This is a genomic window from Polaribacter sejongensis (assembly GCF_038024065.1).
GTDB lineage: Bacteria > Bacteroidota > Bacteroidia > Flavobacteriales > Flavobacteriaceae > Polaribacter > Polaribacter sejongensis.
The window spans coordinates 3,890,095-3,902,915 of the sequence record NZ_CP150667.1 but is presented as its reverse complement, the minus strand read 5'-3'; the positions used below and the strand labels follow the sequence as shown (position 1 = coordinate 3,902,915).

At 30.9% G+C, this 12,821-nt stretch carries 11 protein-coding genes; 8 read left to right on the top strand and 3 right to left on the bottom strand.

All coding sequences use genetic code 11. From position 1 onward, the window contains the following. Positions 1-2 precede the first annotated feature (2 nt). Positions 3-992 carry a GTPase ObgE gene (gene obgE, locus WHD08_RS16070; protein ID WP_208890063.1) on the top strand — a complete coding sequence of 330 codons (990 nt, stop codon included), beginning with the start codon at positions 3-5 and terminating at the stop codon, positions 990-992. Between the two features lie 384 nt (positions 993-1,376). On the opposite strand, the gene WHD08_RS16065 is transcribed toward obgE, so the two are convergent. The 3 genes from WHD08_RS16065 to WHD08_RS16055 form a co-directional block, all read right to left on the bottom strand. Then, positions 1,377-1,853 (bottom strand): hypothetical protein, encoded by a 477-nt coding sequence (locus tag WHD08_RS16065; protein WP_208890064.1) that lies wholly within the window; start codon positions 1,851-1,853, stop codon positions 1,377-1,379. A 147-nt stretch (positions 1,854-2,000) separates the two neighbouring features. Beyond that, positions 2,001-3,413, bottom strand: coding sequence for a M56 family metallopeptidase (locus tag WHD08_RS16060; protein ID WP_208890065.1), 1,413 nt, complete (start codon positions 3,411-3,413; stop codon positions 2,001-2,003). Positions 3,414-3,654: 241 nt separating this feature from the next. Beyond that, positions 3,655-4,017 carry a BlaI/MecI/CopY family transcriptional regulator gene (locus WHD08_RS16055; RefSeq protein WP_165732512.1) on the bottom strand — a complete coding sequence of 121 codons (363 nt, stop codon included), beginning with the start codon at positions 4,015-4,017 and terminating at the stop codon, positions 3,655-3,657. A gap of 167 nt (positions 4,018-4,184) precedes the next feature. Between WHD08_RS16055 and WHD08_RS16050 the strand changes: the two genes are divergently transcribed. The 7 genes from WHD08_RS16050 (at position 4,185) to WHD08_RS16020 (ending at position 12,800) form a co-directional block, all read left to right on the top strand. Beyond that, the gene (locus WHD08_RS16050) at positions 4,185-4,685 is read left to right on the top strand and encodes a DUF456 domain-containing protein (RefSeq protein WP_208890066.1); all 501 of its coding nucleotides are present in this window, start codon (positions 4,185-4,187) and stop codon (positions 4,683-4,685) included. A gap of 503 nt (positions 4,686-5,188) precedes the next feature. After that, positions 5,189-6,883, top strand: a complete 1,695-nt coding sequence (gene lysS / locus WHD08_RS16045) for a lysine--tRNA ligase (protein ID WP_165732510.1) — start codon at positions 5,189-5,191, stop codon at positions 6,881-6,883. A gap of 169 nt (positions 6,884-7,052) precedes the next feature. Continuing rightward, positions 7,053-7,970, top strand: coding sequence for a glutaminase (locus WHD08_RS16040; RefSeq protein WP_165732509.1), 918 nt, complete (start codon positions 7,053-7,055; stop codon positions 7,968-7,970). 111 nt (positions 7,971-8,081) lie between these two features. Further along, positions 8,082-8,993: an SMP-30/gluconolactonase/LRE family protein gene (locus WHD08_RS16035; RefSeq protein ID WP_208890067.1), complete on the top strand. Its 912-nt coding sequence runs from the start codon at positions 8,082-8,084 to the stop codon at positions 8,991-8,993. 90 nt (positions 8,994-9,083) lie between these two features. Then, positions 9,084-11,018, top strand: a complete 1,935-nt coding sequence (gene pulA, locus WHD08_RS16030) for a type I pullulanase (RefSeq protein WP_208890068.1) — start codon at positions 9,084-9,086, stop codon at positions 11,016-11,018. A gap of 104 nt (positions 11,019-11,122) precedes the next feature. Further along, positions 11,123-11,821, top strand: a complete 699-nt coding sequence (locus WHD08_RS16025; protein WP_208890069.1) for a hypothetical protein — start codon at positions 11,123-11,125, stop codon at positions 11,819-11,821. Between the two features lie 16 nt (positions 11,822-11,837). Further along, positions 11,838-12,800 (top strand): bile acid:sodium symporter family protein, encoded by a 963-nt coding sequence (locus WHD08_RS16020; protein WP_208890070.1) that lies wholly within the window; start codon positions 11,838-11,840, stop codon positions 12,798-12,800. Positions 12,801-12,821: the final 21 nt, after the last annotated feature.

Genomic DNA, 12,821 nt, shown 5'->3' with positions numbered 1-12,821 from the left:
TTATGACTGAAGGAAATTTTGTCGATTACATAAAAATATACGCTTCTTCTGGTAAAGGCGGACAAGGTTCTATGCACTTACATAGAGAAAAGTATATTACCAAAGGTGGACCTGACGGTGGAGACGGTGGACGTGGAGGACACATTATTTTACGTGGTGATAAAAACATGTGGACGTTGTTTCATCTAAAATTTAAACGTCATTTTAGAGCCGAAAGTGGTGGTGGCGGAAGTGCTAGTAGAAGTTCTGGTGCAGATGCAGATGATATTTATATTGATGTGCCTTTAGGTACCATTATTAAAGATGCTGATACTGACGAAGTAATAATAGAAATTACAGAACATCAAAAAGAAGTAGTTTTATTACGTGGAGGAAAAGGAGGTCTAGGAAACTGGAACTTTAAATCTTCTACAAATCAAACACCAAGATACGCTCAACCTGGAATGGATGGTTTTGATGGTTGGTTTAGAATGGAATTAAAACTATTAGCAGATGTTGGTTTGGTTGGTTTCCCTAATGCAGGAAAATCTACTTTATTGTCTGTTTTAACTTCTGCAAAACCAAAAATTGCAGATTATGCTTTTACTACTTTAAAACCGAATTTAGGTATTGTAGAACATAGAAATCATCAAACATTTGTAATTGCAGATATTCCTGGAATTATTGAAGGTGCTGCTGAAGGAAAAGGATTAGGACATCGTTTTTTACGTCATATAGAACGTAACTCGGCGTTGTTATTCTTAGTTCCCGCAGATAGTGATGACATTAATAAAGAATATGAAATTCTTTTAAACGAGCTAAAACAACACAATCCAGAATTGTTAGATAAAGACCGTTTATTAGCTATTTCTAAAACAGATATGTTAGATGAAGAGCTAGAAGCAGAAATAAAAGCAGATTTACCAAAAGGTGTCGAGGCTATATTTATATCTTCTGTTGCTCAAAAAGGATTACAAGAATTGAAAGACAAACTTTGGAAAATGTTGAATTAGGCAACGCAGTTGCCTTTTGTATTCTTTTAAAATAAACAAAAACTCAAACTATTACTGTTTGAGTTTTTTTATGCTTAAAAAAGAAGAAAGCAAATGATAATTTCCTTTTTTGTCATTTCCAACAGAGAGAGAAATCACATAAAATTTGATTAGTCTCTTGTTATCACTGTAATGAGATTTCTCCTTACCTCGAAATGACAATTGTTGTTGCTTAGTTTTGTGGTAGCACAGTTATGGAATGTCTAAATAATTCGAAATGAAATGATTGTATTTTCAGCGTCCAGTATTGTCATTTCGAACCTTTTCGGGAGAAATCTCATAAAGTTGCTTTTTTTTACGTTAGCTCACCTATGTAATTTCTCCTTTCCGAATGGCAGGAATTAATTATTCTGTTAATTGAATTCTAATCGGCAATCTATATTTAGTAGTAACCGGTATTCCTCTTTTGTTTGCTGGATAGATTTTTGGAAGTTTTTCTACACTCGCTTTTAGTAAACTATCTAATTCTGGTAATTCCTTTTTAAGCTTTTCAGAAGCCTGAATAGTATCTAAACTAAAGATTCCTTCTGCATTTATAATGACATCTACATACACAATTTCATTGATAGAATCTTTAACAGCCAATGAATGTTGTTGCAACTCCGCTCCTATCTTCTGATGGATAGTTGTTCTAAAACAATCCATTTTTTGTTGTTTATCAATGATAGCGTCGCAACCTTTGAAAGAAGGAAAAGTATCTACAGAAGAAAAATCTACAATCGTATCTAAAGCTGCACTATTATTGCTTTTTGGAGGGCAAAATAAATCACAAGAAGTGATAAAAACCATCATTATTAAAAAAGATAAAAACCTTAAATACATACTTTTAATTAAAATGTGAATTTACAAAACTTTAACGACTTTTATTCTAAATATTTAACACACAAAAAAGAACCTATTTAAACAAGAAAAAGCCGGAGTATGTAACCCGACTTTAACCATTTCAAATAAAAATACAATTTTCTTTTTCTAAACCTTTTTCTCTACTATTACTGCAAACGGAATTGAATATTTTACTCCTACTTTTTCACCATCTTGTTCTCCTGGAATCATTTTAGGTAAAGACTTCATTACCCTAATAACCTCTGCTTTAATTTTTGGATGTGGAGCTCTTGCCGCAATATCTACAACATTCCCTTCACTATCTATTTTAAAGCCAACAAAAACTCTTTTTCTACCAGCATCTAAACCAAGTGTATTTACCATATCTGCATCAAAATATTTTCCAAAATGTTTTTGAACACCTTTAGAAAAACATTTTTTATCTCCAGATTCACAGCCAGGGAAAGTAGGTGCTTTGTCAATTATCATAAAAGAAACAAAATTACCATCTCTTTCAGCTTTTACTCTTTCATCAACTTTATCATATAGTTTCTTTTTCAGAAATTTATTAGATTTTAAATTAAATGCTATTTCATCATTTAACTTACTAATGGAATCCTTTAAATTTTGATTTTCTAAAGCAACATTTTTTAAATTTTCATGTGCAATTTTTTCAGACTCTGTCAATCTATTTACTGTAGCTTTTGAGGCACAAGAAGTGTAAAATAACATACTTGCCAATACCGGAATCAAGACCAAATATTTTAATTGATTCATTTTTTTTGATTGTGTTTTCTTCATCATAATAATTCTTTTTTTAATTAAGGTTTTTTTATAAAATTGATTGACAAACGCTATGTTTTCAACTTGAAAAAAGTTGGATAATAAATTATTGATATACATTTCTTTGGTTGCTGATTTTGCAGCCACTTCGTCAGAAATGTACTCATGTAGTAAAGTGATTCTTTTCTGATAGAAATAAATCATAGGGTTAAACCACATGACGATTTTTAAAAACTCGAAGAATAACAAATCGAATGAATGTTTTTGTTTGCTATGTACAAACTCATGTGCTATAATTTGCTGCTGTTGAGAAACGGGAATTTCTTGTCCTAAAAATATGAAGTTAAAAAAAGAAAATGCTTTGGTTTCTTCAGGTAGTAAAACCAATTTGTAAGATGGTTTTTTAACAATTTCATTTTTGCTAATTAAGCTGATAATTTTTAAAAACTTGACTAAAAATAAGACTGAAAAAATAGCAACGCCTACATAAAATAATATATTTATATAATTTACTTCACTTACAGATTGATACATTACAGTTTTCTGTATCACTTTTTCTGGTGATAAAAAGATTTCTGGTAAATAGATAATCATTTCTTTCGGAACTGCTTTTTGAAACGTTGGTATTTTTATAAATGGCAACACAAAAGATAAAATGGGTGTTGTAAGTAAATACCATCTGTTTTTTGTAAAGAAGGTTTCTTTACTTAAGAAAAAATCATAAATAGCCAAGAACAATACTTGAAATAATATGACTTGTAAAATATAATTAATCATAGTTTTTTTAATTTTAACTTTTACTGTTTGTCATTTCGAAATGAACCTTTTTAGGTGATTGAGAAATCTCATACCAACAGATAATTATGAGATTCCTCTTCATTCTTCATCGGAATGACAGATAATTTCAATATTTAAAAAAAAAAACAACTCCTACTACAAATTGCAACTGAGAACTGTTTTTTATTCATAATAATTAAGACTGCTAACTGAGACTGCCAACTGAATACTGAAAGACTGCTTACTCTTTCTTATTCACTTCCTTTAAAATAGATTCTAATTCAGAAACATCCATTTTATTTTCTTTTACAAAAAAGGAAACCATACTCTTAAATGAACCATCGAAATAACCATTCATTAATTTGTGTAAACTTTGGTTACTGTAGGTTTCTTTTTCTATTATTGGAAAATATAAAAATCCTCTTCCAACAGGTTTATGGTCTACAAATTCTTTCGTTTCTAAAATTCTAATAATGGTAGAAACGGTGTTATATGCCGGTTTAGGCTCTGGTAGTTTATCTATTACTTCTTTTACGGAAGCTTCTTGCAAATCCCAAAGTACTTGCATAATTTGCTCTTCTGCTTTTGTTAATTGTTTGCTCATAATATCAACTAAGTTTTTAGTTCAAAAATACAAATATAACTAAATATTTAGTTTTAACTAACTTTATAGTTAATGATTATTGTAACAAACCTAATTTGTAATCGTCTTATTATTAGAAAAATGCTGTTATTATTGACTTTAAAGCAGTATAATTATTAAAATAAAATATGGATATTTTTTTATTACTCTTAGGATTTCTTTTTGTGTGCTTAGGTATTATTGGCTCATTTTTACCAGTTTTACCTGGCCCTTTAACAAGTTGGGTGGGTTTACTTTTATTACATTTTATTACGATTATTCCGATGGATTGGACTTTTTTAGGGATTACTTTAGGATTAGCAATTCTAATTTGGATTCTCGATTATTTTATTCCTGCTATGGGAACAAAACGTTTTGGCGGCACTAAATATGGCGTTTATGGAACCACAATCGGATTAATTGTTGGCCTACTCTCTCCTATTCCGTTTGGTATGTTGATTGGTACTTTCTTAGGTGCGCTAATCGGAGAATTACTTTATGATAGTAAAGACACAAACAGAGCAATTAAGGCTTCTTTTGGTGCTTTTTTTGGCTTTTTAGCTTCTACAACTATTAAGTTTTCTATTTCAGTTATTTATTTTGTGTTGTTTGTGATTCAGTTTTGGGAGTTTAAAGGAAATTTCTTTTAAAAATTGAACACATAGGAACATAGAAAACATAGGTTCAGAATAAAATTAACCTAAAGCTATAAGCCTACAAACAAGTTTAGCCCAGATTAAAGTGGCATCCTTTTTTCTGTCAGTTCGAGTGAATTTTGAAGAATGAAAAATTTGTATCGAGAACAGAAGAAAAAAGATATAACGGAAAGCTGGAAATAGCTACAAAAAAATAAAATGTAAAATTGAAGTGAGAATATCACATAAATGAAAGTACTTCGAAGTGATTAAAAAGCATAAAAAAAGCGTCCCGTTTCAGGGAAGCTTTCCATTGGTTAACAAAACCACGACGCTTTTACTAAAGCGCCAAAACAACACAACTAATGCTGCCCTAACAAAAAGCAGCCGACAAATATACGATGTTTTTTAATATTCTCAAATAAAGAAGTTGTTTTTTATTTATTTCTCAATTGTCTATTAATGCTTTTGATTGTATCTTTGTGCTCTTAAATAAACATTAGAAAACTAAACAGCAAATGCAATTATCAGAACAAGAAGTTGTACGTAGAGAAAAGCTTGTAAAATTACGCGCTTTAGGCATCAATCCTTATCCGGCAGATTTATATCCTGTAGATACAAATTCAAAGGAAATAAAAAAGGATTTTGTTGCAGAGAAACAGGTGGTAATTGCGGGTAGATTAATGTCTATCAACATACAAGGAAAAGCTTCTTTTGCGCAGTTGCAAGACGGAGAAGGTAGAATACAAGTGTATTTTAACAGAGATGAAATTTGTGCTGGAGAGGATAAAACCTTATACAATGATGTTTTTAAAAAATTACTAGATTTAGGTGATTTTGTAGGAATTGAAGGAGAATTGTTTACCACTAAAGTGGGAGAAAAAACAGTGCGTGTTAAGAACTTTACGTTGTTAAGCAAATCTTTAAAACCATTGCCATTACCTAAAGAAAAAGATGGTAAAGTTTATGATGCTTTTACAGATCCAGAATTAAGATACAGACAACGTTATGCAGATTTAGTTGTAAATCCGCATGTAAAAGAAGTGTTTATTAAAAGAACAAAGTTGTTTAATGCAATGCGTTCGTTCTTTAACGATGCTGGGTATTTTGAAGTTGAAACTCCGGTTTTACAACCAATTCCTGGAGGAGCAGCAGCAAGGCCTTTTATGACGCATCACAATTCTTTAGACATTCCGTTATATATGAGAATTGCTAATGAATTGTACTTAAAAAGATTAATTGTTGGTGGTTTTGATGGAGTTTATGAATTCTCTAAAAACTTTAGAAATGAAGGAATGGACAGAACGCATAACCCAGAATTTACAGCCATGGAAATCTATGTTTCTTACAAAGATTACAATTGGATGATGGATTTTTCTGAAAAACTTTTAGAGCATTGTGCAATAGCTGTAAACGGAACATCTGAAGCTACTTTTGGTGAACACCAAATTAACTTTAAAGCTCCTTATGCCAGAGTAACAATGGCAGATTCTATTAAACATTTTACTGGTTTTGACATTACTGGAAAAACAGAAGATGAAATTAGAACCGCTGCTAAAGGAATGAATATTCCTGTGGATGAAACTATGGGGAAAGGAAAATTAATTGATGAAATTTTTGGTGAAAAATGTGAAGCAAACTACATTCAGCCAACTTTTATTACCGATTATCCGAAAGAAATGTCTCCTCTTTGTAAAGAACACAGAGACAACCCAGAATTAACAGAGCGTTTTGAGTTAATGGTTTGTGGAAAGGAAGTTGCAAATGCTTATTCTGAATTAAATGACCCAATTGACCAACGTGAGCGTTTTGAGCATCAACTTAAATTGGCTCAAAAAGGTGATGATGAAGCTACTGAGTTTATTGATGAAGATTTCTTACGTGCATTAGAATACGGAATGCCTCCAACGTCAGGAATGGGAATTGGAATGGACCGTTTAATCATGTTTTTAACTAACAATCAATCGATACAAGAAGTACTTTTCTTCCCTCAAATGAGACCAGAGAAAAAGGCTGCTTCAGTTGAATTAAATGATGATGAAAAAGGACTTTTAGCAATTATTACCAAAGCAGAAAAAATAGACTTAAATGATTTAAAAGTAAAATCTGGTTTGTCTAATAAAAAATGGGATAAAACCATTAAAGGTTTAACAAAACATAAAGTTGCCAAGGTTTCTAAAACAGACGAAGGTTTGTTTGTAGAGATTGTTTAACTACCATATAACAACTATCATTCCGAAATGAGCCTTTTTAGGCGATTGAGGAATCTCATAAATAACAAAAGGAATTACAGCAATGTAGTTCCTTTTTTTTGATTTCTAATTTGTTGCTTCTTAAGAAATATTCTAATAGGTTTGCAATCTCTAATTTTATAGATTATCAATGGAAAAATATAAGGAAGTAATTGAATGCGTTTATAACGACGTTAAAAATATTGATGATATTGGTAAAGTAGCTAGTTATATTCCGGAATTGGCTTTTGTAGATGCTAATAGTTTTGGTATAAGTATTACGAACATCAAAAATGAAAATTTTGGAATTGGAGATTTTGAAACAAAATTTTCTATTCAAAGTATTTCTAAAGTGTTAACTCTAAGTTTAGCTTATAAGTTTGAAGGTGCTGAATTATGGGACAGAGTTGATGTAGAACCATCTGGAAACCCTTTTAATTCTTTATTACAATTAGAAGCTGATTTAGGGAAACCAAGAAACCCTTTTATAAATGCAGGGGCTATTGTAATTTGTGATGTATTGGTAAGTCATCTTAAAAACCCAAAAGCAGATTTTTTAGATTTTTGTAGAGAAATTTCTAACAATCCTACCTTAAATTATGATGAAAAAGTAGCGGAATCTGAAAGAGTTTCTGGCTTTAGAAATGTAGCTCTTTGTAATTTTATAAAGTCTTTTGGTAACATTAAAAATAATGTTGAAGAAGTTTTAGATCTCTACTTTCATACTTGCTCTTTAGAAATGACTTGTAAAGAGCTTTCTCAAATATTTTTATTTTTAACGATTGATAATTTTACTACTAAAAAAGGAGAAAAAGTAATTACTGAAAGTCAAACAAAAAGGATTAATGCCATTATGCTTACGTGTGGTTTTTATGATGAATCTGGTGAGTTCGCTTTTCGTGTAGGTTTACCTGGTAAAAGTGGTGTTGGTGGTGGCATTGTTGCTATTCATCCTGATAAATACTGTATTGTCGTTTGGAGTCCGAAATTAAATAAAAAAGGAAATTCTTATAAAGGGATGTTATTTTTAGAGAAGTTTACATCAAAAACAGCTTCTTCAATTTTTTAGAGAAATTCTAATAAAACTATTCGTATCAGATAAAAACAGCTATCTAAAGGGTAATAAAAGTCCTTTTAACCCTCTACATACTTTCTATATTCGTAATTAAAAATATGAATTATGAAAACTAAATTTTTATCTCTTGTCATTATTATTACTTTTTCTTATCAGGTTAAAGCACAAACACCTGTAAAATTAAGTACAGATCAATTTCGTTTTATTGAAGGTCCAGCTTGGGATGGCGCTGAATTTATTTATTTTTCGGATATTCCTGATAAAAAAATATACAAATACTCTGTAACCAATAATACCTTTTCATTAGCTTTTGATAATAATACCGATGGTTGTAATGGATTAATGTTTGATAACGATTCTAATTTAATCGTCTGTGGGTTTAGAGCTGGAAATATTGCCAGAAGAAAGATAGATGGAACACTGATTGAAACCTTGCATTCCGAATACAATGGAAAACGTTTTGACAACCCAAACGACATTTGTATCGATAAAAAAGGCGGAATTTACTTTACCGATCCAACAAGAAGGAATCCTCCTTTTCAATCTGCCAGAAGCGTTTATTATATCACTCCAGCAGGAAAACTAACAGTTGCCACCGAATCAGGATTCACATTCCCAAATGGCGTTTTAATTTCTATTGATGGAAAACATCTTTTTGTAAACGATTCTGATACGCATGATATTTATAAGTTTGACATCAACCCCAAAGACGGTACAATTAGCAACAAAATAGTTTTTGCTACAATCACAAACGCAAATGATGGTGAAGTAAAATCTCAAGCAGACGGAATGGCATTAGACACAGAAGGCAACTTATACGTAGCATCTAAACTTACAATTCAGATTTTTGATAAAAACGGAACGAAAACTGGTGCTATTTTATTTCCAGAACAAACCACAAATTGCACTTTTGGTAAATCTGATAAGAAAACATTATTTGTTACGGCTACAAAAAACTTATATAGTGTAGACTTAATAAAAAAAGGTTTTCAACATCCTTTTGATTTACCTGAATAATGCATTTGTTTACGACTAAATATTTTCAATAATTTCGTTGCATAGTTCAATAAAAATGAGGAACTTTCTTGTACTTTCAATTGACATGAAATGAAACAAGATGCTCATAAATTTTCTTCATTTGAAGAATACCCTACAACAGATAAAAGTCTTTGGTTAGACTATTCTAAAGAAAAAACTACTTTTAAAATTTGGTCTCCAACTGCAACTGCCGTAAAACTAAATTTGTACAAAACCGGAAATAATTCTGAAGCCTTTACAGTATTAGACTTAGAAGCTAAAGAAAATGGACTTTGGCAAAAAATGGTTAAAGGAGATTTAAACGGAACTTATTACACCTATCAAATTTGTATTGACAATAATTGGCTAGCAGAAACCCCAGGTATTTATGCAAAAGCAGTAGGTGTAAATGGACAAAGAGCCATGGTTTTAAACTTTAATAAAACAAATCCTAAAAATTGGAAAAAGGATACATATGTACAATTAGATTCGCCAAATGCTGCGATTATTTATGAATTGCATATTAGAAATATTACCATTCAAACTGAAGCCAATTCTTCTTATCCTGGTAAATATTTAGGTTTGATAGAAGAAGGCGTAAAAAGCAATCTTGATGTACCAACAGCTATCGATCACATTAAAAGGTTAGGAATTACACACGTTCATATATTACCCACTTTCGATCAATATTCTATTGATGAAAATCATTTAGAAATCCCACAATTTAATTGGGGTTACGACCCTCAAAACTACAATGTACCAGAAGGTTCTTTTTCTACAAATCCGTTTAAAGCAGAAGTAAGAATTCCCGAATTTAAAAAAATGGTACAAGCATTTCACAATGCCGGAATTGGAGTTATTTTAGATGTTGTTTACAACCATACTGGAGTTATAGAAAACTCTAATTTTAACTTAGAAAACCCAAAATATTATTATCGTTTTAATGAAGACGGAAGCTATTCTAATGCTTCTGGTTGCGGAAATGAAACATCTTCTGAACGAACAATGACCAGAAAATTCATACTTGAATCTGTTAAGTATTGGACAGAGGAATATCATTTAGATGGTTTTCGTTTCGATTTAATGGGAATTCATGATGTAGAAACCATGAATTTAATTGCAGATGAAGTCACAAAAATAAATCCAAGTGCACTTATTTATGGTGAAGGTTGGACAGGTGGAGATTCTCCGTTACCGGAAGAAAAAAGAGCGTTAAAAAAACACATTCCCCAAATGCCAAAAATAGCAGCTTTTTCTGATGAAATTAGAGACGCTATAAAAGGAAGCACGTTTGATGATAGAAGTACTGGGTTTGTTAGTGGCGCAAAATTTAAAGAGGAATCTCTAAAATGTGGAATTGTAGGAGTTATAGAACATCCTCAAGTAAATTACATGTACATAAATCATACAGATTTTCCATGGGCACAGCAACCTTGGCAAGCTATTAATTATGTTTCTTGCCACGACAATTACACCTTATACGATAAATTAAAAATATCTAGACCCGATGCCAATTACAAACAAATTAAAGCGATGCATAAGTTGGCAACTGCCATTGTAATGACTTCTCAAGGAACTCCTTTTTTACATGAAGGTTCAGAAATAATGAGTACCAAAAAAGGAGATCATAATTCGTATAAATCTCCTGATAAAATAAATGAAATAGATTGGGCTTTAAAAGTAAAAAATGCAGATGTTCTAGCCTATTATAAAAACCTGATTCAATTAAGGAAGAAACATCCTGCATTTAGAATGGCTACTGCTAAAAAGGTACAGGAAAATTTAGAGTTTAAGAAAATAGACCATGGTTTGGTTTCTTATCAACTTAAAAATAATGCCAATAAAGATTCTTGGTCAAAAATATTGGTTATTTTTAATAGAGAAAATACAACGATCAGTTATCAATTAGACCAAACTTATAAAATTGCCGTACTAAAAGATACTTTTGATTTTGAAGGAAAACAAGAAGTAACAAACCAAGTAAATGTTCCTGCTATTTCTATGATGGTTTTGTTTGAGAAATAAATAAATTTTTATTTATTTTGGCTTAATCCTATCCTAAAAAAATAGAACTTTGCATCTATAACTTTTCGTTATTTTATAGATATACACAAAAGAAGGAAACCATAATGAGCTTATCTCAGCATAAAAGTCAAATTTATAAAGTTGATAACTTTAATGATTTACTATCTACAAAATTTAAAGGAGATATTAACGCAATCTGTTGGAACCGTACTTTAAAAGGTGATTTTTCTGAAATAGTCAATAAAATTACACTAGATGGAAATATGGCAGAAATTCTTCCTAAACAACTTCTAGAACTTCAGTTAAGTGAACAAGGTCAACTTGCGAGAGAAATTCTTTTAAATGACTTCAACGTATTAAAAGAGCATGGAAAAATTCCAACGTTAAATATCATCAAGCATTACGAAAGAGATGATGCATTTCCTTTTTTCCCTACGGATGTATATTCGTTTCATGTAGATCGTTCTCCAATACCTGCAGATACTTTTTTATGCACGTATCACGGAGCGTCAAGTGATATTTTACCCAATTCACAAGGCACACAAAAAATTTTAATTCCAGAAATAAGAGCAGAACTTAAAAAATTATACGGAGAAGAATCTGATGAAGGTTTTGAATCCTTTTTAAGTGAATTTTTCTTTGATCTGCATTATCAAGCGAAGCCAGAAGCGCAACCTATTAACTTAGGTATTGGACATTTATGGAAACTAGCAATAGATCATCCAGAAAGCGAAGTACTTCCTTGCTTACATAGAGCCCCAAAGGAAAAGACAGGTGAACCTCGTTTAATGATGATTTGTTAATTTTACAATAAAATATATGAACATAAAGATTGATAAATTTGTAGTATCTATAATCATCGTAATATTACTAGCGTATCTATTTCCGCAATGGGGAACACAAGAAAACAAATTCCCTATCAACACTATTAGCTCTATTGGTATTTCGCTTATTTTCTTTTTCTATGGATTAAAATTGAGTCCGAGTAAGTTAAAAGCAGGACTCAAAAACTGGAAATTACATGTTTTGGTACAATTATCTACTTTTTTAATTTTTCCAATACTTGTTTTATTGATACATCCATTTATTCAAAATAAAGAACAAGAAACCATTTGGTTGGCTTTCTTCTTCTTGGCCGCATTGCCATCTACCGTATCTTCTTCAGTGGTTATGGTTTCTTTAGCTAAAGGAAATATTCCTGGAGCCATTTTTAACGCAAGTATTTCTGGCATTATTGGTATTGCCATAACTCCATTATGGATGGGGTTATTTGTAAATGAAATTCAATCTGATTTTGATTTTACAGAAATCTACCTAAAACTGATTTTACAAATAATTGTTCCTGTTGTAATAGGTCTTTTTTTACAACATTTTTTGGGTGCTTTTGTTCAGAAACACAATAGTAAATTAACCCTTTTTGATAAATCGATTATCCTATTAATTATTTACAAGAGTTTTGCAGAATCTTTTGAAGGAAAGATATTTAGTGCTGTTTCTTTTGTAGACTTAATGCTAATCCTAGTTGGTGTTATTGTCTTATTTAGTCTCGCTTTTTTTCTCACTGGTTTTTTATCAAAAAAACTACAACTAGATACAGAAGATCAAATTACAGCACAGTTTTGTGGAACAAAAAAATCTTTAGTTCATGGTACCGTTTTTTCAAAAATAATCTTTGGTAATATGGCCTCTATTGGTATTATCTTATTACCACTCATGTTGTTTCATGCAACTCAAATTTTAATAATTAGTGTTGTAGCAACAAAAAAGGCTGCTAAAAAATAGCAACCTTTAAGAATCTAAATA